General features: G+C 35.8%; 28 protein-coding genes. 13 read left to right on the top strand and 15 right to left on the bottom strand.

Annotated features, from left to right (window positions below):
• Positions 1-29: 29 nt before the first annotated feature.
• Positions 30-1,445, bottom strand: coding sequence for a GGDEF domain-containing protein (locus G0028_RS10210; RefSeq protein WP_180046384.1), 1,416 nt, complete (start codon positions 1,443-1,445; stop codon positions 30-32).
• A gap of 320 nt (positions 1,446-1,765) precedes the next feature.
• Here G0028_RS10210 and G0028_RS10205 point away from each other — a divergent pair, with 320 nt between their 5' ends.
• Complete coding sequence (locus G0028_RS10205; protein WP_130073436.1) at positions 1,766-2,251, top strand: hypothetical protein; 486 nt, start codon at positions 1,766-1,768, stop codon at positions 2,249-2,251.
• Between the two features lie 91 nt (positions 2,252-2,342).
• On the opposite strand, the gene accC is transcribed toward G0028_RS10205, so the two are convergent.
• From accC to aroQ, 3 genes are read right to left on the bottom strand one after another with little or no spacing between them, the layout of a single operon-like run.
• Complete coding sequence (gene accC, locus G0028_RS10200) at positions 2,343-3,707, bottom strand: acetyl-CoA carboxylase biotin carboxylase subunit (RefSeq protein WP_180046358.1); 1,365 nt, start codon at positions 3,705-3,707, stop codon at positions 2,343-2,345.
• Positions 3,708-3,723: 16 nt separating this feature from the next.
• The gene (gene accB / locus G0028_RS10195) at positions 3,724-4,140 is read right to left on the bottom strand and encodes an acetyl-CoA carboxylase biotin carboxyl carrier protein (protein ID WP_130073438.1); all 417 of its coding nucleotides are present in this window, start codon (positions 4,138-4,140) and stop codon (positions 3,724-3,726) included.
• Between the two features lie 18 nt (positions 4,141-4,158).
• Positions 4,159-4,614, bottom strand: coding sequence for a type II 3-dehydroquinate dehydratase (aroQ, locus tag G0028_RS10190; RefSeq protein WP_130073439.1), 456 nt, complete (start codon positions 4,612-4,614; stop codon positions 4,159-4,161).
• A gap of 1,131 nt (positions 4,615-5,745) precedes the next feature.
• Between aroQ and G0028_RS10185 the strand changes: the two genes are divergently transcribed.
• The 3 genes from G0028_RS10185 (at position 5,746) to G0028_RS10175 (ending at position 6,859) form a co-directional block, all read left to right on the top strand.
• Positions 5,746-5,937, top strand: coding sequence for a hypothetical protein (locus G0028_RS10185; protein ID WP_180046360.1), 192 nt, complete (start codon positions 5,746-5,748; stop codon positions 5,935-5,937).
• 135 nt (positions 5,938-6,072) lie between these two features.
• The gene (locus G0028_RS10180) at positions 6,073-6,411 is read left to right on the top strand and encodes a hypothetical protein (protein WP_130073441.1); all 339 of its coding nucleotides are present in this window, start codon (positions 6,073-6,075) and stop codon (positions 6,409-6,411) included.
• Between the two features lie 91 nt (positions 6,412-6,502).
• Positions 6,503-6,859, top strand: a complete 357-nt coding sequence (locus tag G0028_RS10175) for a hypothetical protein (protein WP_227554715.1) — start codon at positions 6,503-6,505, stop codon at positions 6,857-6,859.
• Positions 6,860-7,034: 175 nt separating this feature from the next.
• On the opposite strand, the gene G0028_RS10170 is transcribed toward G0028_RS10175, so the two are convergent.
• The 7 genes from G0028_RS10170 to G0028_RS10140 form a co-directional block, all read right to left on the bottom strand.
• Positions 7,035-7,226, bottom strand: a complete 192-nt coding sequence (locus tag G0028_RS10170; protein WP_130073443.1) for a ribbon-helix-helix protein, CopG family — start codon at positions 7,224-7,226, stop codon at positions 7,035-7,037.
• A 131-nt stretch (positions 7,227-7,357) separates the two neighbouring features.
• A complete protein-coding gene (locus G0028_RS10165; protein WP_180046364.1) occupies positions 7,358-7,546 on the bottom strand; it encodes a ribbon-helix-helix protein, CopG family in 189 nt (62 codons plus the stop codon).
• 424 nt (positions 7,547-7,970) lie between these two features.
• Complete coding sequence (locus tag G0028_RS10160; RefSeq protein WP_174492575.1) at positions 7,971-8,507, bottom strand: DUF2058 domain-containing protein; 537 nt, start codon at positions 8,505-8,507, stop codon at positions 7,971-7,973.
• 15 nt (positions 8,508-8,522) lie between these two features.
• Positions 8,523-9,197 carry a YoaK family protein gene (locus G0028_RS10155; RefSeq protein WP_174492576.1) on the bottom strand — a complete coding sequence of 225 codons (675 nt, stop codon included), beginning with the start codon at positions 9,195-9,197 and terminating at the stop codon, positions 8,523-8,525.
• 46 nt (positions 9,198-9,243) lie between these two features.
• Positions 9,244-10,440 (bottom strand): serine/threonine transporter SstT, encoded by a 1,197-nt coding sequence (sstT, locus tag G0028_RS10150; RefSeq protein WP_174492577.1) that lies wholly within the window; start codon positions 10,438-10,440, stop codon positions 9,244-9,246.
• A gap of 176 nt (positions 10,441-10,616) precedes the next feature.
• Entirely contained in the window at positions 10,617-12,350 is a 1,734-nt protein-coding gene (locus G0028_RS10145) for a SulP family inorganic anion transporter (RefSeq protein WP_180046365.1), read from the bottom strand.
• A 141-nt stretch (positions 12,351-12,491) separates the two neighbouring features.
• Positions 12,492-12,800 (bottom strand): ArsR/SmtB family transcription factor, encoded by a 309-nt coding sequence (locus G0028_RS10140; RefSeq protein ID WP_130073449.1) that lies wholly within the window; start codon positions 12,798-12,800, stop codon positions 12,492-12,494.
• 527 nt (positions 12,801-13,327) lie between these two features.
• Between G0028_RS10140 and G0028_RS10135 the strand changes: the two genes are divergently transcribed.
• From G0028_RS10135 to G0028_RS10115, 5 genes are read left to right on the top strand one after another with little or no spacing between them, the layout of a single operon-like run.
• On the top strand, positions 13,328-13,957 hold the full coding sequence (locus tag G0028_RS10135; protein WP_180046367.1) for a 2'-5' RNA ligase family protein: 630 nt from the start codon (positions 13,328-13,330) through the stop codon (positions 13,955-13,957).
• Positions 13,954-14,499, top strand: a complete 546-nt coding sequence (gene cobU / locus G0028_RS10130) for a bifunctional adenosylcobinamide kinase/adenosylcobinamide-phosphate guanylyltransferase (protein WP_130073451.1) — start codon at positions 13,954-13,956, stop codon at positions 14,497-14,499. The genes G0028_RS10135 and cobU overlap by 4 nt, the downstream gene beginning before the upstream one ends.
• Positions 14,496-15,548 (top strand): nicotinate-nucleotide--dimethylbenzimidazole phosphoribosyltransferase, encoded by a 1,053-nt coding sequence (gene cobT, locus G0028_RS10125; protein WP_130073452.1) that lies wholly within the window; start codon positions 14,496-14,498, stop codon positions 15,546-15,548. The genes cobU and cobT overlap by 4 nt, the downstream gene beginning before the upstream one ends.
• Before the next feature lie 46 nt (positions 15,549-15,594).
• Positions 15,595-16,221 (top strand): histidine phosphatase family protein, encoded by a 627-nt coding sequence (locus G0028_RS10120; protein ID WP_130073627.1) that lies wholly within the window; start codon positions 15,595-15,597, stop codon positions 16,219-16,221.
• 1 nt (position 16,222) lies between these two features.
• Positions 16,223-16,963 carry an adenosylcobinamide-GDP ribazoletransferase gene (locus G0028_RS10115; protein ID WP_180046369.1) on the top strand — a complete coding sequence of 247 codons (741 nt, stop codon included), beginning with the start codon at positions 16,223-16,225 and terminating at the stop codon, positions 16,961-16,963.
• A gap of 174 nt (positions 16,964-17,137) precedes the next feature.
• On the opposite strand, the gene G0028_RS10110 is transcribed toward G0028_RS10115, so the two are convergent.
• Together G0028_RS10110 and G0028_RS10105 are read right to left on the bottom strand one after the other, a co-directional pair.
• Positions 17,138-17,833 (bottom strand): LrgB family protein, encoded by a 696-nt coding sequence (locus G0028_RS10110; protein ID WP_174492583.1) that lies wholly within the window; start codon positions 17,831-17,833, stop codon positions 17,138-17,140.
• The gene (locus G0028_RS10105) at positions 17,824-18,300 is read right to left on the bottom strand and encodes a CidA/LrgA family protein (protein ID WP_130073455.1); all 477 of its coding nucleotides are present in this window, start codon (positions 18,298-18,300) and stop codon (positions 17,824-17,826) included. The genes G0028_RS10110 and G0028_RS10105 overlap by 10 nt, the downstream gene beginning before the upstream one ends.
• 100 nt (positions 18,301-18,400) lie before the next feature.
• Here G0028_RS10105 and G0028_RS10100 point away from each other — a divergent pair, with 100 nt between their 5' ends.
• Positions 18,401-19,300: a LysR family transcriptional regulator gene (locus tag G0028_RS10100; protein WP_180046370.1), complete on the top strand. Its 900-nt coding sequence runs from the start codon at positions 18,401-18,403 to the stop codon at positions 19,298-19,300.
• A 46-nt stretch (positions 19,301-19,346) separates the two neighbouring features.
• On the top strand, positions 19,347-20,048 hold the full coding sequence (locus G0028_RS10095) for a hypothetical protein (RefSeq protein WP_227554714.1): 702 nt from the start codon (positions 19,347-19,349) through the stop codon (positions 20,046-20,048).
• On the opposite strand, the gene G0028_RS10090 is transcribed toward G0028_RS10095, so the two are convergent.
• Complete coding sequence (locus tag G0028_RS10090) at positions 20,035-20,847, bottom strand: alpha/beta fold hydrolase (RefSeq protein ID WP_180046374.1); 813 nt, start codon at positions 20,845-20,847, stop codon at positions 20,035-20,037. The two genes, G0028_RS10095 and G0028_RS10090, sit on opposite strands and share 14 nt — an antisense overlap.
• Before the next feature lie 12 nt (positions 20,848-20,859).
• A complete protein-coding gene (locus G0028_RS10085) occupies positions 20,860-21,615 on the bottom strand; it encodes a hypothetical protein (RefSeq protein ID WP_180046376.1) in 756 nt (251 codons plus the stop codon).
• Positions 21,616-22,046: 431 nt separating this feature from the next.
• On the opposite strand from G0028_RS10085, the gene G0028_RS10080 reads away from it, so the two are divergent.
• Positions 22,047-23,414, top strand: a complete 1,368-nt coding sequence (locus tag G0028_RS10080) for an MBOAT family O-acyltransferase (RefSeq protein ID WP_306669459.1) — start codon at positions 22,047-22,049, stop codon at positions 23,412-23,414.
• Entirely contained in the window at positions 23,401-24,486 is a 1,086-nt protein-coding gene (locus G0028_RS10075; protein WP_130073460.1) for a DUF459 domain-containing protein, read from the top strand. The genes G0028_RS10080 and G0028_RS10075 overlap by 14 nt, the downstream gene beginning before the upstream one ends.
• Positions 24,487-24,508: the final 22 nt, after the last annotated feature.

The following is a 24,508-nucleotide window of genomic DNA, read 5'->3' as shown; positions in this document are numbered from 1 at the left end:
TTAATCTTTAAATATATTATGCTAATGAATCAAAACTGTGCGTGTAAGCGATCGGTTGGTTTTTGCAATGCATTCTCTAAACAGAGTTGATTACGACCTTTTTCCTTGGCTTGATAAAGTGCTTCATCCGCACGCTTAATCAGTTGTTGAAAAGGAACACAATAAGGGAGAGTTTGATAGCTTAATCCAATGCTTACACTGATATTTAGACATTCACCTGTTTCCAAATAAATCGGTGTTGCAAAAACTTTATTGCAAATTCTTTGCGCCATTTGAATACTCTGTTGTAAAGTCATATCCTTGAGTAGAATCGCAAACTCCTCTCCACCTAGACGACCAAATAAATCATCGCTGCGAATTTGTTCGCGTACTTGACGACTGAACTCTTGTAATACTAGGTCTCCCGTATGGTGTCCATAAGTGTCATTAATTTTTTTGAAATGGTCTAGATCTAATAATAAAATCGTTACAGTCTGCGCCTGTTTTTTTTGTGGGATTGTTGTGACGGTACGTTCACTTTCTTCATAAAAGAAACGACGGTTCATGGTGGTGGTGAGTCCATCATGGTTGGCAAGGTATAAAATTTGATGATAGAGTTTCTGTCGATTTAGACTGATGATTGTGAGGGTGAGTGGCCCCAGTGCGAGCATCATTAACCCAATACGTACTGAAATTGTGGTCGCAAGATAAGCATTTGGAGACTGTGCAATATAGTATTCTGTTAAAGAATTATAGAGCATCATACAGACAATGCAGTTAATGATCGCAATAAAGAATAAATTATACGTTAATGCAGCCCAAATTAAAGCTGCAATGGGAAACATAATGGCACCGGGACCGACAAAAAAGTGGGTCAAAATTACTGAACCAATAATTGCAAGTAAAGGCATCATTGTGTTGATTTGGATAGGGGCTAGCTGTTGTTTATGCCAATAATTTTTAAAAGTTTGAGTATCAGGAATGGCGAGTAAAATAGGTAAAAATGCAATGACATTGATGATTTCACCTGTCCACCACATACCAAAATCTGTCCATACACGCTCAGGCTTCATAAATGTGTTGGGTACATGAGGAATGGTCAGTGCAGCGAAACTAGCGGCCGCTAAACAGCCGCCAAAGGCAGAGATAAGAAAAAGAAAAAGGAAAGTTAAACCTTTATTGTATTGTTTAAAATCAAGTTTGAAAAAATGTAATAGAGTCAAAGTACATACTGCATGAAGCATATTAGAAATGGTGAGAAAAACAGTAAGGACGAAATAATTGCCTGTCATGAGATCTGCAAGCATAAAGCCACAAAAAGCTCCTAACCATCCACCGATATTGCGTAACGTTGGAAAACGCAAAAACAGCCCTAGTAATACAGCGTTTGCTGGCCAAAAAATCGCGAGGAAAAATAATGGTCGTCCTAAAATTCCAATGAGTGCACAGACGAAAATAATTCCCATGACAATTGCAAAGGCACGGAAGTTGTTAGATAGAAATTGTGCTGATTGATGAATAAATATAGACAATTCAAGATCCTATATATTGCTAAATGTTGCAAAGCACTTTGTTTTTATGACCTCATTTACATGTATTAAAGTATTTCACATAAATGGCTATTTTTATATATGAATTCGATATTTTGTAAAGTGAAAAAGTATATTTTTTATCAATAGAAAATTTTGTCAAAAAAGAAAAATTGTTCATATATGGTTATTTTTACATGCATTATTAATTAAATATGTTAGTTTAAATAGGAACACACTGTAATATACATTTAAGTATGAAAAAAACATTATTATGCATTTCTTTGTTGTTAAGCGCATCACCTTTAAGCTTTGCTGAAACGACAGCGAAAGCAGCACCAGTGGGAGCTGAAAAAAGTACTTTGGCTGAGAATACGATTCGTATTTCCACACGTCCAGAAATTTTAGGCTTATGGGGAATGCAGATTCCAAATAATAAAAAATGTGTTGAATATTATAACTTCCGTGGTGGAAATGAAGTTGTTGTCAATAGTGGCAAAGAATGGTCAGCGGGGCTCTATGACTATCAAGCTTCGCCTGATAATACTCAGGAGAAATTACCTGCATTGATCATGCAAATTAAGTATGAGAATAATGAAGTGGATTGCTCAGGGCGACAGGAAAATCAAGCAGGTGAAGTTTCACAGTATTTTGTACGTTGGCAAAATAGTAATACGATTAATTTCTGTGCTTCAGAAAAAGCAGATCAGTGCTTTGCAACATTGAATCGTGTTTTACCTTAGAGATGAACATAAAAACTGAGATTTGAGAAATAAAGTTGACAATAAAAAACCTCTGCTTTGACAGAGGTTTTTTATTAATTAAATGCTTTTATTAACTATCATTTTCATGACCTTGAACTTGCTTAAGTAAGTGTTTTTCAAGGTAATGAATATCCATGGCTTGTTGACAGAATTTTTTATCTTCTAGAATTAAATCTTTATGCAATGGAATATTGGTTTTGATACCTGTCAAAATCATCTCATCTAAAGCTTGTTTCATACGGGCAATCGCAGTATCACGATCTTTACCATATGAAATAAGTTTAGCAATCATTGAGTCATAATAAGGTGGAATACTATAACCTTGATAAATATGAGAATCTAAACGAATCCCTGCACCACCTGGCGCATAAAAACTTTCAATTTTACCTGGTGATGGTAAGAAAGTTGAAGGATCTTCTGCATTGATACGACATTCAATAGCATGACCTTTGATTTGAATATCTTCTTGTTGAAGGTTTAGCCCAAGCCCCGCAGCAATACGGAGTTGTTGTTCAATAATATCGATGCCTGTCACTTGTTCAGAAACAGGATGCTCAACTTGAACACGCGTATTCATTTCAATAAAGAAGAATTCACCGTCTTCAAATAAGAATTCAAAAGTACCAGCACCACGGTATTGCATGAGTTTACACGCATTTACACAGGCTTCTAAAATGTGTGCGCGAGCTTCCTCAGGCAAGCCTGGAGCAGGTGCTTCTTCAAGTACTTTTTGGTGACGACGTTGTAAAGAGCAGTCACGGTCATAAAGGTGTACAGCATGACCATTACCATCTGCTAAGACCTGTACTTCGACATGACGTGGTTTTTGTAGGAAACGTTCCATATAAACCGTATCATCACCGAACCACATTTCTGCATCACGTTGAGCAGCTTGAACAGATTCTAAAAGTGTGTCGACACGTTCTACAATACGCATACCACGACCACCACCACCTGAGGCAGCTTTGACGATCAATGGAAAGCCAATTTCTTTGGCTTCAGCTAAAGCATTGGTTGGTGTGACAGCATGAGCAGAACCTGGTACAGTTGGAACACCTGCTTTACGCATTGCCATAATCGCTGAAACTTTATTCCCCATGAGGCGAATATGTTCAGGACGTGGACCAATGAAAATAAAACCTGAACTTTCTACAATTTCAGCAAATTCAGCATTTTCAGATAAGAAACCATAACCTGGATGAATGGCATCTGCACCCGTGATTTCTGCTGCTGTAATAATCGCAGGAATATTTAAGTAGCTTTCACTGCTTGCGCCTGGACCAATACATACCGCTTCATCAACAAAGCGTAAATGCATTAAATCTTTGTCAGCATCAGAATAAATACCAACAGTTTTGATCCCTAAAGTTTTGCAAGCACGCGTGATGCGAAGCGCAATTTCACCTCGGTTTGCAATTAAAACCTTTTGCAACATATCAACCCCCTAGCGATTACGCGCGGTAGCGGAATAAAGGTTGACCGAATTGGATTACATCACCATTTTTAACTAAAATTTCTTCAATCACGCCGCTTTGTGTTGCTTCGATTGGGTTCATGATTTTCATTGCTTCGATGATCCCTAAAGTTTCACCTGCAGAAATCGTTTGACCAACATTGACAAATGGAGGCTCTCCTGGATTCGGTGCCGCATAAAATACACCCACCATAGGAGAAGTTTCTACAGCACCACGTGCAGCAGCTTTAACAACAGGTGCTTCAATAGCAGGAGCTGAAACAGGAGCAACGCCAGCAACAACAGGATTACGACGCGTCAATGCAATCGATTGATCTCCTTCTTTAACCTCAATTGCCTGAAGGTCAGATTCGATCATCAAATCGATGAGCTTTTTGATTTTGCGAATATCCATGGATTCGTATTCCTAATGTTATGAATGAGTTGAAGGTTGAATTTTTTCGATCGCATAGTTCAATGCAAAAGAATAACCTTTTGCACCAAGACCACAGATCACGCCAACGGCTTTATCAGATAAATAGGAGTGATGTCGAAATGATTCTCGTGCATGAACATTCGACAAGTGAACTTCAATAAAGGGTAAGGCAACGCCAAGTAGGGCATCACGTAGAGCAACTGAGGTATGCGTAAGCGCAGCAGGATTAATAATGATGAATTGCACACCATCTTGTTGTGCTTGATGAATACGATCAACGATTGCGCCTTCCCAATTACTTTGGAAAGTTTCTAACTGAATATGGGACTGCTGGGCTTGTGCAGTGAGTTGCTGATTAATATCTTCTAAAGTAAGGTGACCATAGACTTCTGGTTCACGCTTTCCTAGCAAGTTTAAGTTTGGTCCGTGAATGACCAAAATGGTCGAACTCATTGAGCCTGCTCCAATTCAAAAGTTGCAAAAAATCTTTGCAAGATCGCTACAAAGTTTGCGTATTATGGCATAATTTTCTACATGTATTTTATAATTTCTTTTAATTGGTGTAGAAATCAGATACCGACTATGCGCTATATATTGAGAACTTTGCGACTAAATAACAATGTTAAAATATGACAAATTTTTTATTTTTTATTTTTGAATGAGTTTAAACCGAATTGACCAAAACTGTTGATGTGATTTATGTAACTATAGCCCAAAGAAGTGTGCTTTTGTAGTTTTCTAGATGGTTTCTGATCTTCTAAAATTTAATAGGTCTAAAGTTCTGATGTGTTTTTATCAATACCAAATTGTTATTTATAGAGATGATATTCAACTATGAACTTTAAAAATAGAGTTGATCATCATTTTGTATACATCACAGTTTGTTCTATAAATTTGAGTTGATTGATTTTTTATTTATCTAAATATTTAATTTTTATTTGTTTTATGAGAGGTTTAGATAAGGTTTTATAGAATATCTTGTTCAGTGAATTTTAATGGATTGAAAAATACTGAGATTCTTAAGATAAAGTGATTTATTAAGAAATTTGCGCTGATTTTTTTGATTGTCAGAAAACAATAAAAGCCAGCATGGTGGCACCTAAATAGCTGAAAAAGCGGAGTGATTTACTTATTTTTCTACAACTTGGTTATTCATTGTATTGTCTGTAAATTCGGCATGAGATTGACCGAATTGCTCAATCTGTGTATGACAAATGAACAGTCAATCAGACCAAGAAAAATTATAGGATTGGCAAAACTTCCATATCATGCAGGGTTACATTTCTTTCTATGATAAAAATGTTGAGCAAGATAAAAATTAAGCCTATTTTTTGTACTTTATTTGCTGAATAAAATGTCAATCAAATAAAATGATGTAAAGAAATAATAACATTTGGCTAGATTGGGTAACCAAAGTAATTATGTCATTTAAAAGTCATCAACATTTGAAGGGCTTATATTTTAAGCTTTACATTGTCTGAAAATGACACATCTATTGGCTTGTTCAAAGAGAAAAAAGTTTTAAAGTAGATTTTGTCGTTGTTCATACGGCATTCCCCTAAATTGCAAAGGAAGATGATGAAAATGGCTAATCAACAAAATCAATCGAACCAACAAAATGATCAACAGCAACAACAATCTAATCAACCGAATCAACAAAATCGTCAACAGCAACAACAATCTAATCAACCGAACCAACAAAATCGTCAACAGCAACAACAATCTAATCAACCAAACCAACAAAATGATCAACAGAAACATAATCAACAGCAATAACTGTTCAATATCGTCCTTAAATGATGCAAAGCCCCGAATGTTCGGGGTTTTGCTATTTTTATTTCATCAAGTTGCATTGTGCATTGAGCATGAAATGCTTAAAATTTGAAATCTAATAGATTGATGTAAAATATTATGTTGCAAGATTTTATTGAAGAACAAAAATTGGTATGTGAAGAATTTGATTCTCGTTATATCAAAGTAAATGAAACAGATGTGATTGCGATTGCCAAACATACCTTAAACCAAGAACCGATTGTAGGTTTACGTAAAGCACCTGATGAGAATCAAGTTGCATGGTTTATTTATGGTGGAGAGTTAGCTGCTGAGCAAGATGACTTTGAATTGGTGACTGTGAAAGAGCTAGAAGATATTTTTCCAGATGCAATTCCATATTTAGCATTGGAGCAGGGGTTTCGCTTCATGATCGATGCGGATGACTATGAAGATGTTTGGAAAGCTGATGCATTTTAATCGAATAAAAAACAAATATTTATCAATTGTTTTGACACAAATATTTTGTATTTGTGGAATATTGTTTACCAGTTCACTCGCTGCACGAGACGTGCAAACTTTAGCGAATCAGTCATTAACACAGCAACAGTATAATCAACTGATAACGCATTTTACCAATCAAGTGAATGCAACCAAAAAGATATTGGATCAGTCTGAAAATGCAGATGCAACTGCACAAAGGCAGGCATTTTGTAGTCGTTTAGAGGCTTATCAGCACATTGCTGCGTTATCAAAAGATAACCTTCAATTAGAAACAGCAAGTGTGATGTTAATGGTTGCTAATCAATTTTTAGATCGACAAAAGCAATCTTTAATTGATTCAGGAATGACAGAACAGGTATTTTGTGCAGCAAAGCCATCTAAATTGTCAGAAAATGATATAAAAATGGCTGAAAATGATAAATAATTCAAAGTAAATTTTAGTGATAATATCTTTTGTTAAAACAAAGCCATAAAGATTTTCCCTGGTCTTATTGTGTCATGTTTTACACATCAACGTCCAAGTTGATGATTTAAACCTGCCTTAAAAAGCGGGTTTTTCTATTTTGGCTTATAAAAGGCATTATGTAAAAAAAGCCCGATTAATTAGGCTTTTTTACATGTGCTACATAGCATTTTAATGCTTCAGCAATGATTTGACCCTGTGATCTATTTAGCTCGCAGGATAGGTCTTTAATATGCTGAACTGTTGATGTGTGTAATTTATATGATTTACTTACAAAACCTCTATTTGCATCACTATCTGCGTTAATTTGGATTCTTGATTTAGCCATTATATTGTCCTCAATTTATTATTTGTGGTGGATCCGATAGTGGAATTTCTTAGTGTATTGTCCCTAGTATATTGATTGATTCATCAGAACGAGGATGACAATGGTGTACTTACCATAAAATGCTCGAAAACTTAGGGCTTTTTTAAGTTTTGCTCATACATTTTTAAAGCTTCGGTAATAATTTGAGCTTGTGAAATTCCTGTTTTTTCAGCTAGATCTTTTACTAGATCTACTGTGCTTTCGTGTAGCTTAAATGCTTTATTTACAATGCCTCGTTTAGCATTACTTTCTTCATTAATTTGAGTTCTTGATTTAGCCATTATATTGTCCTCAATTTATTATTTGTGGTGGATTAGGATGTGCGATCTATTTTGTAACCCTTTGTCCCTATACATTGTTTGATTGACCAGAAATAGAATGACGCTAACAATGAGTTGGGTAAAAAGTTTCATCATGTTTATTCAAGTTTGTAATATTTAACAGCTACTTATCATCAAAACAATACCTAATCTAAAAAAATCCTAAAACAAAGGTACCCAAGTGATTTACAAGCCAAACATGAGTGCGTAATTAAGTACGACCTAAATTGAACGATAATAATCTCTGCGATGCATATACTCGAAAAAGTACACCCACCATATATGCGGTGGGTGTACTGATTATTAAGAATACAGAGCAAGGTACTATATTGAGCAATTTATTTCGCAAGCGTCAATTTGCATAAAAATTGTATTCATGTGGGTATTACCACATTAAATCATCAGGAATGACATAAGCTGCATATGGGTCTTCTTCATCAGTGGTTTGTTGATTATTTTCGGCGTTATTGACAATAATAAATCCTGTCATTTTTTCATTAATACGGTCTGCTAAAGCTTTGGGTAACAATGCATAGCTATTATTTTCTTTGGCAATCACTAAGCTACCCGATACAAGAGCATTATAAACTTGTTGATGAATATAGACTTTTTTGATTTTGCCATCATCAATAAATTGATAGCTGATATCACCATCAGTGTCTTTAATTTTGTGTTGTGCAATCATTTGAATAATCGCAGCAACGAGGGCTTTTTCATCTAAAATACGTTGTTTTTCTTGGTTGAGTGCTTGATCTTTTGCAAGTTTTTCTTGCTTATCTTGCTCAATTTTGGCTTTTATTTCAGCGTCATTGTTTTGACCCGTACGCTGTTCATGTTGTGCTTGTTTCGACAACTTTTTTGCCTTTTTATTATCGACTAAGCCCGCTTTTAATAATTGAGCTGCTAAAGCATTTTTAACCATGTGAACAACCTACCATCACTTTGTAAGATAATGAATACGAAAATAAATAACCCAATAAATGCAACTTAAACTAAAACTGAGTAGTGCTGGCATTAGAAAGGTGTTTAATTTTAAATAAGGATAGACTCCTGTGGCAATTACTCCACCGAAGATAAATCCAAATAAAATCAGTAAATGTAAAATAATGCGCTTTTTTTCAACATAAAGCCCACGAAATAAATAGCCTAAGGCAAGCCCTAGGTCAGTTAAAACGCCAGAAAGATGCGTAGTCCGAATAATCGCACCCTGATAATGGCTCACCATAGCATTTTGGATCCCCATTGCAGCACATGCCCAAAGCAGTCCATAGCGTGGATAATCCTTAATAAAATACCAACTGAGCACAATAAATAATGAAACTAAGCTTAATGGTAATCCATAACGTCGCCCCATTTGAAAGTGACTATTACCTAAAATAAAACCACTATAGCTTGAGCCCAATACATAACTCAGAATCACTAAAATAAGGAAAATGATATTAGGCACATCACCATGTATGATGCTGATTGCCAACATACTGGCATTGCCTGTCATATGCGAAACAGATTGATGCAGTAAAGTGATTAATCCAATCACATTGATCATGCCCGCATTTAATGCAAGCATGAAAGCACCAAGTTGAATCCAAAGAGGGAGCTGTTGAAAAGGCATTAAACTAACTGAATCAAATCTTGATTTGATTCAGTATAGAATGAGATTATTTTTTAGCAAGGTCTACAGCAGCAGTAAACAATACATCGGTCGAAGAGTTTAGCGCGGTTTCAGTTGAATCTTGTAACACGCTAATCACCATACCGATAGCAACCACTTGCATAGCGATTTCACTCGGAATACCAAATAAGCCACATGCCACAGGAATGAGTAATAAAGATCCCCCTGCAACGCCTGATGCACCACATGCAGTCACTACCGCAACCACGGATAAAATCACCATAGTCACCAGATCAACATGAATACCTAAAGTATTTACAGCTGCTAAGGTTAAAACAGTAATGGTCACTGCTGCACCTGCCATGTTAATAGTTGCACCCAAAGGAATGGCAACACTTGCAGTCGCTTCATTTACACCTAAACGTTTTGCAAGGTCTAAATTTACAGGGATATTTGCTGCAGAACTACGTGTGAAAAATGCGGTAATCCCACTTTCTTTTAGACATTTAAAGACCAAAGGATAAGGATTACGGCGCATTACAATTGCAACCAATAATGGGTTAATAACCAATGCGACAAAGAACATGGTTGCCACAAGTACTGCAATTAAATGCGCATAATTTTCTAAGGTTTCTAAACCAGCTTGTGCAAACGTTGCGACGACCAAACCAAAAATACCAATCGGTGCAAGGTTAATCACGATACGAATGATCGAATTAATTGCATCAGCAACATCAGTAATGACTTGTTTTGTTGTATCAGAACCATGACGTAATGCAGCACCCAAACCAACTGCCCAAGCAAGGATTCCAATGAAGTTTGCTTCAGAAAGTGCAGTGACTGGGTTGGTAATAAAGCTTAACAATAAATTTTTCAAGACTTCAGCTACGCTACCAGGTGGTTGTAATGCAATATCACTAGCACTTGTAAAAACCAAGGTACTTGGAAACACGATACTCGCAAAAACAGAGCTGAATGCTGCTAATAGCATGCCCACAGCGTAAAGCATCAAAATAGGTTTTAATTGACGGTTACTTTGTCCTACTTTGAAATTAGCGATGGACGACATCACTAAAACAAAGACTAAAATCGGGGCAACTGACTTTAATGCCTTAATGAAAATATCACCTAAAATACTGACGTATCCAGCAGAATTAGGGAAAAGATATGCAACTATAAAACCAAGTATGATGGCAATAAGAATACGTGTGACTAAACTTAAACGTGCTAGGGCAGCGAACATATTAAAACCTGAGTTGCCTTAAACTGGACTAAAATCAATAAACAAGCCGACTATTCTATACCTAAAAGTGCTTGGAGAATGAAACAATTTCACATAAAAAATAAGATACTAAAAAATATATAATTTTTTAAAAATGAGAAATTGTAGCAGTTTATTGATTCACCAATAAAGAAAAATTAAACTGAATTAAAGGTTTGTGCATCCAATTCATGCATTGCTTGATAATGCGTCAAATAAATATTACCACTGAGTTCGTCCAATAAATTGGATACCTTCAAGCGATCCATCACTGGGCCTTTAATTTCAGATAGATGCAATTTAATTTCGAGTTTAGCAAGTTCAGCATTAATATCCTCGAGGGCTTCTAAAGCGCTGATGTCAATATTACTGATACTTGAGCAATTGATTACAACATGATGTAAATGCTGATTTTTACTGACTTCGGCAATAATAAATTCTTTTAACGTATTGGCATTTAAAAATGTTAAATTTTCATCAATACGAATCGAAATAATATTGGCACTGGTCACAACTTCATGTCGTGAAATATTACGAAAATGTTGTGTTCCTTCAACCAAACCAATTACAGCAATATGTGGACGACTGATTCGCCAAAGCAATAATATAAAGGTTGAAACAATACCAATAATTAAACCTGTTGAAATGTCAATACACAGTACGCCAAAAAAAGTTACCCACATTGCAATACCATCGGCTTTAGAGTAACGCCAAGCTTCAATAAAAGGCTTAAATTCAACCAATTTCCAAATTGAAACAATAATGGTTGCGGCAAGCACAGCCAAAGGTAAGGCTTTGAAAACACCTGTGAAATACAAACTAACGATAACAATCAATAGAGAGGAAAAAACTCCTGCCATCGGCGTTTTAGCGCCTGCATCAGCATTCACTACTGTACGTGACAAACTACCTGTTACAGGAAAAGATGAACTAAAACCAGCACTTAGGTTTGCTAAACCTAAAGCGACCAATTCTTGGTTACTGTTGAGTTCACTTCTTTTTTGAAATGCGGTCGCTTGAGCGATCGAAATAGATTCAACAAAACTGACCATCGTAATCATCGCGGCACCCGGTAATAGTTGCATCACCAAATCCCAAGACCAAAATGGCATTGAGAGTGGGGGAATACCCGAAGGAATTTCCCCTACAGTTTTGATACCAAACTGATCAAGGTTTAAAAGCTGTACCAGTGCAATCGAAAAAAATACCAGTAATAATGGCAATGATTTATTGATAAAAATAATGCTATTTTTATTTAATTTTGCTAAAGAAAAACCAATGATTTTAGGGGCGTAAATTAAGAGTAAAATGGCAAAGCCACCAAAGATTAAACTCGGAAAATGAATCAATGAAATATATTCGGCAGCAGAAATTACAAATTCAACGACATTGCCCGATTGTAACGGTAAATTGACTAAAAATTTAAGTTGACTTAGTGCAATCAAAACAGCAGAGGCAATAATAAAACTTTTGATGACAGGATGACTAATTAGTCGAATTAAAAAACCGAAACGCAAGATTCCCAATAAAGTCGATAAAACTCCGACCAAGACTGCCAATAAACACGCTGCTTGAATATAAACAGGTGAACCTACTTCATACAAGGGTTGTAAGGTCGCAAATGTCATCATTGAAATCAGTGCGACAGGACCAATCGACAATGTTGGACTACCACCGACAATAGCATACACAATCATTGGTAAGATACTGGCATACAAACCTGTGATCGGTGGTAAACCAGCCACCATGGCATATGCCATACCTTGCGGAACAAGCATTGCAATGACAATGAGTGCTGCAAGTAAATCTGCTTTAAAGAAAGGAGCATTATAATATTGCAGCCACTGCCAAGCAGGGATGATAGCATTTAATTTAGATTGAGATTTAGGCATAAAAATCTATATCATATTTTTATATATATTATGCAGAAAAAATGCTAAGGATTATAGTCCCATTTTAAAATACAAATTTTGATCAACTTTAAATGCTTGATTTTCAATTTATTCAAAGTTGATCTGACTACAGATTAAAAATCACTGAGGACAATACAAGTCATAAAGTGTATTTAAAACAAGACTTAGCTTTGGATCTTTAATTGAATAATAAATTTGTTTACCATCACGTCGCGTACTGACCATATCACTTTTACGCAGCATCATCAGTTGTTGTGACAACGTTGGCTGGGTAATTTGAGTATGTTGCTCGATTTGCGAAACATTCAGTTCTTGTTGAACCAAATGACATAAAATCAATAAGCGATCGGTATTCGCCAAAGATTTTAAAATTGAAACCACATCAGTGGCAGATGCTCGCATTGCATCAATTTGAAAACTCTGACTCATAAAGATCAGAAACTCCTAACATTGCCTAATGAGAATAATCGAATACATATATATCGTAAACAGATCAGGCTATTCTATTGCAAGCTCCATCCTAACACGAATACTTTCATATTTATTTCTGATTAATCTTAAGTTTTTTTTATAAGGGATATTATTTTTATGCAATTTAAATATAAATATATCCATATGATAATTTTATATAAGTTTCAATAGATTAAGGTACTATGACCATAATCTGATTGATCCATACTTTACATTGGTGCGTGTGGGTGCGATGGTATTAATATGATGGATTATCGTGTAAATAGCCTAAGCATATTCGTACATGAAAATCGTCGCAAATTGTTATAAATTTAGCATTGGTACGATGCAAAATTTAAAGCAAGCACAAAAAATGAAAGCCAAGCTTAGAATTTAACCTAATGTGAAGATTATTCAGTTTTAAGTTGAAGATTACTCAATGATGATGCGTAGTAATTATTTAAATTTATGTTCTAATAGCATTATTCATTTATGTAAAAATCATCGTGCTGCTACAACCTTTATCCTATGTCATTCCTACACTTTCCCATGACTATGCCGAATGGCATCAGGGCAGGGAAGATTATGCGTTATGGTATATCGAAATTACAGAGCCGACTTTATTAGAATATCTAAATAGCCTAAGAAAATATTTTTCAAATTTTTTATTTCAACCTAATATTCGTCAGTTCCATATTACCTTATTTGTTTGTGGATTTTTAACGGAAAAACAACCTATTTTAAATGATGATTTTTCAATTGCGCAATTTAAACAACAGGTGCAATACATCATTCAACAACAATTTCAAAGTTTTAAGATATTGACGGGAAATCTGCAAAGTTTTGATAGTGCCTTATTTATTGAAATTTTTGATTTTGAAAATAGCCTAAGCAAATTTAGAGATTTATTTTCAAAAACTCAGCACGAAATAGCACCTTTACAATATCTACCACATATTACTTTAGGACTTTACAACCAAGCCTATCATTCCTCAGAGATCTTTCAAACAATTGAAAAGATTCATCAAAAGCATTTTGAAATTCACATCGAGCATTTAACATTTGGTTACTACAAAGCCAAAATGATCCAAGGGCAGTTATATGCCCATCAACAAATACATTTAGGTCAACTATGATTCGACTTATTTTAGGTGGTGCACGTTCAGGCAAAAGTCGTTTGGCAGAACAATTGGCTCAATCCTTTGCTTTGGATGTGACTTATATTGCAACAGCGCAGGCATGGGATGCAGAAATGCAATCACGAATTGAGCATCATCAAAATCAGCGACCAACGGATTGGACTGTGCTGGAAGAACCCATTTATTTGGCAGATTTATTAGAAAAAATAGATCAGCCCGAGCAGGTAATTTTAGTGGATTGTTTAACGTTATGGATGACCAATTTGTTGTTAAACCAAGATGAAAATTCACAGGATGTGCATCTTGCTGAATTACAAATACAAGAATGTGAAAAGTTACTAAAAATATTACCCACTTTACAGGCACACATTATTTTAGTCAGTAATGAAACAGGGCTTGGTGTCGTGCCGATGGGTGAAGTGAGCCGTAAATTTGTGGATGAATCAGGTCGTTTACATCAACAACTCGGAAAAATTGCCGATCAAGTGATTTTTTGTGTCGCAGGTTTTCCAATGTATTTGAAAGGAGAGAAAGAATGAATTGGTGGTTAGATGCATGTAAAAGCCCAAATATTGAAAAGAAACAAGAGGCGGAACAACGTCAATTACAATTGACTAAACCCACAGGTTCACTTTCTACCTTAGAAAATATTGCTGTGCAATTGGCGAGTTTACAAGGTCAAGCTAAACCCAATGTGGATTTTCCTTGGATCTGTATTTTTGCAGGTGATCATGGGGTAATGGAAGAAAATATCTCTGCATATCCACAAGCTGTGACACGACAAATGTTACAAAATTTCGCTACAGGTGGCGCATGTATTAGCGTGATTGCAAAAGAATATAATGCAAAACTACAAGTCATTGACTGTGGCTCTGTAGGCGAAAGCTACGAGTACCAAGGTGTTGAACGACATTGTATCGCTGAAGGTACTGCAAACTTTGCCAAAACAGTTGCGATGACTGAAGCACAATGCCACGCAGCGATGCAACTCGGGAAAGATAGTGTTGACCAAGCATTTACACAAAATGCTTCAATTTATGTCGCAGGTGAAATGGGCATTGGAAATACTTGTTCGGCGTCTGCGGTTGCATGTTTTTTATTAAATGAATCGCCTGAGAAGTTAACAGGTGTCGGCACAGGTATTCGTGCAGAACAATTAGAACATAAGAAAAATATCATTCATCAAGCGCTTGAACTCCATAAAAAGGATGTGAATGGTGATGTGTTTAAGGCACTTTGTGCGGTGGGTGGCTTAGAAATCGCTGCGATGACAGGTGCTTATATTCGTTGTGCACAAGTCGGTTTACCTGTGGTGGTCGATGGTTTTATTAGTAGTGTTTCGGCTTTAATCGCCGTGCGTTTAAACCCTGATGTACGTCAATGGATGTTATTTGGGCATCAATCGGCAGAATATGGGCATCAACGTTTATTGCAAGAACTCAATGCTGAACCTTTATTGAAATTAAATTTACGTTTAGGTGAAGGCAGCGGGGCCGGTGCATCTTTGGGAATTATTAAACTTGCCTGTAGTTTACATAATAATATGGCAACTTTTGCAGAAGCTGCCGTCATCGGTGAAAAAATTTAAGCTTCCGATTAAGTTTATGTTGAATTTGTAGGATGATGCAATGATCGTGGAGATTGATTTACTTCGGCATGGTGAAACCACATTGAGTCATACGCTCAGAGGTTCGACCGATGATGCCTTAACTGAACAGGGACAATTGCAAATGCAGACGACAGTTCAGGATTTTTTAGATCAATCTTCACACGGCGTTCCGTGGCAGGCAATTTATAGTTCGCCATTACAGCGTTGTCAGTTATTTGCTGAACAATTAAGTGCACAGTACGGCAAAAGCTTACGAATCGAACCGAATTTACAAGAAATGCATTTTGGAGATTGGGAAGCAAAATCAACACAATGGATTTATGAAAATTTTCCAAATGAATTGAGTTTATTTTGGCAAAGCCCAACGCAATATACACCGCCCAATGCAGAAACAATGCAGCAGTTTTATTTAAGAATTTGCACAGCATTGAAAAATATACAACATGCAATGCAGCAACAGCATTGGCAACGAGTTTTATTGGTTACACACGGTGGAGTCATTAAATTATTAAAATGTCTTGCAGCACAAAAAAACTTAGATGAAATTTTAACGTTGTCGGCTGAATTGGGCACATTGCATCGCTTTGAAATCGATATTGAACAAAACTCAATACTTTATTTATCAGATACTTTAAACAGTAAAGAACTTTAACATGACCCCTTTTTTAATTGCATTGCAGTTTTTAACAACCTTTCCTATTCAGTTAAAAGCGATGCCCAGCCCACAGCAAAATGGACAATCATTGTTGTTTTATCCCGTTGTGGGTTTATTAATTGGTGCTATTTTATGGGCGATAGCGATATTATTTCAAAGCTTACCAATCATTTTATTGACTTCTATCGTGTTGTGTACATGGATTTGGTTGACAGGCGGATTGCATTTAGACGGTTTGGCGGATACTGCTGATGCCTGGGTCGGTGGTTTTGGTGATCAAGCACGTACTTTAGCCATTATGAAAGATCCAAATTGTGGCCCGATTGGCGTTTTAAGTTTAGTGATGATTTGTTTGTTGAAGTGGTCTGCAATTTATGTGTTACTCCAAGAAAAAATGTTACTCGCTTTACTTATATTTCCAGTCCTTGGACGTATTGCACCTCTGATTTTATTTCTGACCACGCCTTATGTGAGAAAAAATGGTTTGGGTTCGGCATTGGCAGAATTTATTCCGCAAAAAACGGCTGTTTTGCTTATTGTGGTGTGTTTAAGTTTTCCTTTGGTTTTTTCATGGCTTGGTCTTGTCAGCAGTTTTGTATTTCTATTAAGTTTATATTATTTACGGCATAAATTTATACAACGTATTGCAGGGATTACGGGAGATACTGTCGGGGCAAGCATTGAAATTTTAGAAACAGCCACTTTGTTGTGTTTTGTGATTTTAAGTTTTTATTTTTAATCTTATAAATTTGTGTGAAAAATAGAAGAAGAACGTCCACAGCATTTTAAATCTTTATAGGATCTATCACATAGAGATTGGTAAACTTTTTATTGGACATTTTGATGCTTTGTATTTAATGAAATACCAAACATCAACCAAATAGTAGATGATTGGTCATTTCAATTTTCCCGGTCAACCTGCAAACACTAAAATCATTTGTACCAAATAAGGCCCTACAATGACCATGAAAATACCAGCAAGTACCATGGTCAAACTTGCAATCACACCTTCTTGTTGATGACGCATATAGGCTTTGCTTGTGCCAAAACCATGTGCTGCATTGCCTAAAGATGCACCCATGGCAAAGTGCGATTTTAAGTGAATCATTCTTAAAATCACATCACCAAAACACATTCCGACCAGTCCTGTAATAATGGTAAATAAAATCACCAATTCCACCGAGCCACCAATATGTTCCGCCAGTTCCATCGCAAAAGGCGTAGAGATTGAACGTGCCATTAAGCTATACGTGGTCATCTGATCAAAGCGAAATAATTTTGCCAAATAAAATGCACTCAGCATCCCTGCGAACATGCCAAAGATCACCCCCATTGAAATAGATAAAATATGTTGGTAGATCACTTTGCGATATTCATAAATAGGAATCGCAAAAGCCACTGTGGCAGGTCCGAGCATCCATACGATCCATTGACTGTCCAGCATATAAGTTTCATATGTGGTATGAGAACACAGTAAAATCAGGATAATCATCACAGGCACAAGGATTGCAGGTGAAAAAACCAAGTAAGGTAATTTACGATACAGTTTTTTGGCTAAAATGTAGGCAAGTAATGTTCCAACAAAACAGACCATGGAAATTAAAGACATTTATGCTTCTCCTGATCATGTTGCCATTTGTTCTGATGCTCTAATCGCCGTTGCTTAATTTTATGCTCAAGTTTAAAACCAAAATGTACGCTATACGCTGTACAGACCATGACACAAATTGTTCCGATAAACACGGCGATCAGCAGTTGCCAACCTTCAGTCAAAAATAAATCTTTGTATTTCATCAGCCCGATGAAACAAGGAATAAAGAAGAGCACTAATTCTGCCAAAATCATGTCAGAACCTGTCTTAATCCAGTTTAATTTTAAAATACCGCTGAATAAACAGAGCAGTACAAGCATTAAACCAATAACAGCGGCTGAAATAGGGAGATTGAAAGCGTTTTTGATCACGCCACCCATTGCGAAGAAGACCAGTAGTAAAAGAATTTGTAAAAAGACTATGCCGATAAAACTGAACTTTGCAGAGAAATTCAGCTTAGAAAATAAATGGCGTGAATGCGACATAATATGCGGCTTGTTGCGAACAGATGTCTTATTTTATTATGCACTTTTATGTTAAATTATGAATAATTAAATTAATATTATTCTTAAAAAGGAATAATTTATGGATTTAAAAAGCTTAAAAATTTTTCGGACAGTTGTAGATGTACAAAGCTTTTCACTAGCAGCAGAGAAGTTATGTATGACCCAACCTACAATCAGTAAGGCAATCGCACATTTAGAATATGAATTACAGACTGCATTATTTAAAAAGGGTGAAGCAGGGCGTAAACGTGAGGTGTATTTAACCTATACAGGTGAATTAATTTATCAACATGCTGTCACAATTTTGCAAGAACAACAAAAAATTTATGACACGATTCAACATGTACATCATTTAAAAAAAGGCAAACTCACCCTTGGCTTACCGCCTTTAGGTTCAGTCTTATTCAGTCCATTAATTGCATTATTTCATCAACAATATCCAGAGATTGAACTCAAATTTTTAGAAGTAGGTGCAAACGGCGTAGAGGAAGCGATTGCAGAAAAAACAGTTGATGTTGGGATTTTACTCGGAAATCTAAGACCAAACTTTTCAGCGATTCCTGTTTTGGACTCGCCTTTATGCTTATTGTCAGCGAAAAACGCTAAATGGAAAAATCGTAAAAATGTCGATCTAATTGAACTAAAAGAGGAATCTTTTTTACTCTATGCCGACTCTTTTACCTTAAATAATGTGATTATCGCAGCAGCACAAAGCGTTGGCTTTGAACCACATGTGGTATGTAAAAGTGGACAATGGGACTTTATTTCAAAAATGGTTGAGTTTGATATGGGTATTGCACTTTTACCTCAAATCTATTGTGATCAGTTAGATCAAACACATTATCAAACCGTGCTTTTGACACAGCCAAATTTAAATTGGACACTCAGTATGGCATGGAATACCTCTGTCACCATGAGCCCAGCAACACGTGCGTGGTTAAATATTGTCGATCAGCATCGTGATAAAATTCATTTTTAAAATTTTTAAATTTCAAATTATTGAGAAACTGCAAAATTAAAAAATTATGACTTATAGTAAAGATAAAAATAGAACATTCCATGCAATCTTGTTCTACTTTTTCATGCTCAATGTATTTATGGGTATGAAGTTAATTTCAAATGCTGAACATTATCAAAATATTGCCTTTGGGGAATATCGTTTGGTTCATTACCATATTCCGCAACAGTTACAATATGTAGAAAATGATTGGAAAGGAGATCGGAGGCGACTTTATTTTTCTATTAATGGAAAGCAAATTTATGAATTACAGTGTGTTAAATTATCTCAAGACATTTGCAATGAATTTGATCATCCGCAATATAAAATTCAAAACGTCAGTTTTTATGAGCGTTATTTTGCGCAGACACCTCAGCATACGAGAGAATATGAATTAAAACAATTTCAATATTTAGATGAGCATAACCAATTAGTCCAAGTCGATCTACCAATAAAACCATACGAAAATTCACGGCATTTATTGCAAGCCAAATATGATTTGGTATGGACAGCTGTATTTTACAGTGCAGGCATCATATTATTGGCAGGCTTTGTATTTTTTATAAAGTTTGATAAAACACAAGTCGAAAATGCTCAAAAACGACAACGAATTCAATTGGCAGCTACATTTCAATGGCAGCGTAAAGCAATGCTGTTCATCATGTCCATCGCAATGCTTATGGTATGGACTTATGTCATATTTATATTTTATGGATTTAGTCCCGTATAAACGATCTAATCAACTCAACAACAACTTTGGGTTGTTTGAGCCAAACACTATGTTGATGACCTTTTAAACTCTGTGTTAAGTCTAACTGTTGCACTTTGGGCGTGTAAAAATAGCGACTTAGTCCGAGTGTCGAAGACATTGGGGCAAAATCATCTTGTTTGAATTGGATAAATAATGCTGGATTTTTCGATAGAGATTCTTTTGGTAAAATATGGCGATAATTTCCAGTAAAAATCACTTTAGACCAATCATGCATTAATGTTTTTGCTTCTTTATTTCCAAAGCCAATTTTATAACCTGCCAAATACCCATCTTTTAAAATCATGGCATTAAAAATTGCTGCAGCTTTTAAAATATTCAATTTGCCTTTGTAATCCCAATATTTTAAACCAATATTACCTGTGGCAATACCAATGACTTTAACGGTATGATGCTGAGCATAGAGTGTTGCTAAATGTCCACCTAAGCTATGTCCTAATAGGATGGGCGTTTGTGGTGATAATTCTTGTGCAATGTTGACTAATTGTGGAATGAAATACCCCAATAAATCCGCATAACCAAAATCAAATGTTGCAGAAACGGATGGGGTATTACGTCCACATCCGGGATAGTCCGCTGCAATGACATTAAAGCCTTGTTCAATTAAATGTTGAATCAGTGGTTCATATTTTTGAATAGCAACACCAATGGCAGGTAACACAATAATGACATGCTGTTGCTGAGCAACTTGATAAATATCCACTAAAATTTTATCGCTTTGTGGAAATATCAGTTGTTTTTGTAAAGTAGTTCTATTCATCTAGGTATTGCCTTATTTTAATTGATGATTGAATTGAATCATTAATTTTAGCCCGAACGCATTCATGAATGCCGGTCTGGCATGTGGATGGCGTTGAGCTTCTTGTAGCATTAAATCTTGAAAACGTGTTTTGAACTGTGTTCGAGGATAATGCTTTAAAATTTCTGTTTGATAGTGGTGAGAAATGTATTGGGCTTCGCTACCAATCGCATCATAGGCAGTGGCTTGTTGTAAAAGTAAACTTTCTTTTGCCAAACGATGGTCTTTTTCATCCAAATAGCCATTCATATGTAAACAGATTGCATCTGAAATTTTTTGACTTTTATGGGCAGGATAATCATGCCGATGGCAAATGCTTTCTGAACGTAAGGCACTTTCAAAAGTAAAGCATTGGCAACTTTGATATTCAGTTTTTGGATCTGCCAAAGCAACATCATGCAGTAAACTTGCAATTAAAAAAATTTCATCATCAAATTGCCATTGTTTACTCTGCGCAATTGCGACACCCCAAAAATAACAACGCCAAGAATGTAAAATGGTTGCTTGGCAATGGGTCTGTTCTAATTCAAAGAGAGCGTCTTTAACAATCGCGGTGTCAGGAATTTTAATCTCTTGTCGTGTTAAATGATGTGAAGTCGATGTCACATTAAATTGAGATTTTGCAAAATTGAATGTTGCAGGAAGCATAAATTTTTTTAGCAACGTGATTTTGTCTTTAAAGTTTAATTTGCCTTGCGTTAAGGTCATCCATGCACGATCACCAAGCATTTTTATTCCTTTTCTTAAAATTAGAGTAATTACTCTAATTTATTGTGCGTCGAAATTTTCCAAAATGCAATTCTAAAAATAGATTAAAGGCTGAACAGCATCATGCTGTGTGTGCACTTAAATTTGATTAAATTTTAATGCGCTAAAATGTTTTGTATATAAAATGTACAAAATCCACATATTTTGTCTAACAGTTCGATTAAATAAATTTAAAATATTGATAATAATAATTTTATTTTTGTTTTAAAATTGTAACGCAAGTGCTATATTTGCGTCGTTATCGCAGTGCAGTAGCTGAAATGTTTTCGTTTTTGTCCATCGAGTTTTGTCTGTTTTTCATTGCTTTTTTTTGTATTTATTGGTCATTTCGTTTTAGTCCGAAAATACAAAATTTGATTTTGATTCTGTTTAGCTACACAGTGATCTATCTGATGGCAGGTGAATTACCTGTCTTCATTTTATTTGGATTTACCTGTGCTGTTTTTCTAATAAGCGTTTTGATGGAGCGCTATGCACAACATAAAAAGACATTATTATTGATTGGTATTTTGCTGACCATTGCTCAATTATCTTTATTTAAGTTTTATGACTTTTTTAAAGCACAAATCAGCTTTGCATTGAATCATTTAAACTTAGACAGCTCAGGTTTGGTGGCAAACCTGATTCTACCTTTAGGGATTTCATATTATTCATTTCAAGCCATCAGTTATTTAGTCAGCCGTTATCGTGAAGAAGTGGATGTACCTCGTTTTAAATTGAACGAATTATTCATGCACTTTTCATTTTTTGCGACCATTACGGCAGGGCCCATTGCTCGTGCACAAAGTGCCAAAGGCTTAACAGATATTCAAGGACATGCTTGCGGGATGAGTGAACAAATTCGTTCATCGCAGCGTCGTCATATTTTATTTCCAAGTTTAGCTTTTTTATTCATCGCATTGGCATTGGTTAAAAAATGGTGGATTGCAGGGTGGTTGGCAGACAATTGGGTCAATCCTGTCTTTGCAAATCCGATGCAATATCATAGTTTAGAAGTACTTGCGGCGATTTATGGTTATACCTTACAGCTATTTTTAGACTTTTCTGGCTATAGTGAAATGATGATCGCTTTTGGTCTACTGCTCGGTTTTAAACTCCCTGTTAACTTTAGAGCACCTTTGCTTGCACACAATATCCGTGATTTTTGGGACAAATGGCATATCAGCCTGTCAACATGGATTCGTGATTATATCTATATTCCATTGGGTGGTAGCCGTGGCGGTTTTGTACGTACGCAGTTTAATTTACTTCTAGCGATGGTACTTTCAGGTGTATGGCATGGCTCAGGTTGGAATTTTTTCTTATGGGGATTATTTCACGGTTTGGCTTTAGTACTGCTTAATGTTGCCGATAAACTCTATGAAAAAACTTTTAAAGTTTCAGCGAAAGAAGCCCGTGATGCACTCTACAAATCGAGTTGGATCGGTAAGGTTTTAGGTGTATTTGTCACTATTCATTTTGTCTGTTTTTGTTTTGTATTTTTCCGAGCAAAAACTTTTGAAGAAGCAATGCAAGTATTTCAAGCCTTATTCACCAATTATGTTAATGTACAATGGTCGAATAATCCTTTGTATTTACTGACTTTATTGACCATTTCTTGGATTGCCTATCCATTTGTGAAGCGTTTGTTTTCAACGCAAAGAATGCGTTTTGAAGTCTTACCGAAATATGCTCTATTTGTGCCTTTACTCATTGTTTTTATTGTCATTGTGATTTGTGCCCCATCAGGCATTCCAGGATTTATTTATGCCAACTTCTAATCCAAGCGAAATGACACGCTTAAATTTTGACTACGATCACGCAACAACACAGGATCATATTGAAAATGATCATTGGCAAGGTGTGCTGTATACGGTTGTATTTTTAGTGGTCACTGCTGTTTTAGGTATTTGGATGATGCAAAATTCAGTGAATGCCTATTATCAACAGACCTATCATCAAGACAGTCCCCTCAAGGTTTTGGATAAATACCCAATGTGGCAAAAAGGGGGAGAACTAGGCACTTTGTTCTATGCTGAACATAATGCTGTAAAAAATTCAATTCAGCAGCATAATCAATATATTGTTGACACATTTAACCATGATTATGCGTATACCACAGAATATAAACAGCAATTGGCTGAAAAAGCCAAACAGGAAAAAATCCGTTTAGCCAAAGAAGCGGCTGCGCGTGAGCATCAAAATTTACTCAATCAATTTAGTTTAACAAAAAATGATCAAGTATTTTTTGCAGGAGATTCTTTAATGCAAGGGGTTGCACCGTTTGTACAAAAGTATTTACTGGAAAATTATGACATTAAAACCGTGAATTTGAGTAAACAAAGTACAGGTTTATCTTATCCAAGCTTTTTTGATTGGCCAAAAACCATTCAAGAAACCATTGCAAGTCATCCTGAAATTAAAATTTTAGTGGTTTTTTTAGGACCGAATGACCCTTGGGATATGCCCAACCCGAAAGGCGGAACATATTTAAAATTTAAATCGCCTGAATGGGAAGCGGTCTATCGTTCACGAATTAAGGAAATTATTGATACGGCTCAGCAACATAATGTACGTGTCATGTGGTTAACCCCACCAAACATGCGTAAACCACAATTAAATGAGCAGATGATCTACTTAAATCAAGTGGTTGCAGATCAGGTACAAAAAAGCAAAGCATTCTTCATAGATTCTCGCCCTATTTTGGGTAATAAGAACAATGTTTATAGTGATTATTTGGTCAAAGATGGTCAATCCATCAAAATGCGCAGTGCGGACGGGATTCATTTCTCTGCAGAAGGACAAAAAGCGATTGCCAATGTGATCAGTCAGCATTTAAACGTCATTCAGTAGTCGATATTTAATTAGAAATTCG

The organism is Acinetobacter piscicola (assembly GCF_015218165.1).
In the GTDB taxonomy this organism is placed as follows: Bacteria; Pseudomonadota; Gammaproteobacteria; order Pseudomonadales; family Moraxellaceae; genus Acinetobacter; species Acinetobacter piscicola_A.
Note: the sequence above shows the minus strand (reverse complement) of the source record. Positions and strands in the feature narration are given on the sequence as shown.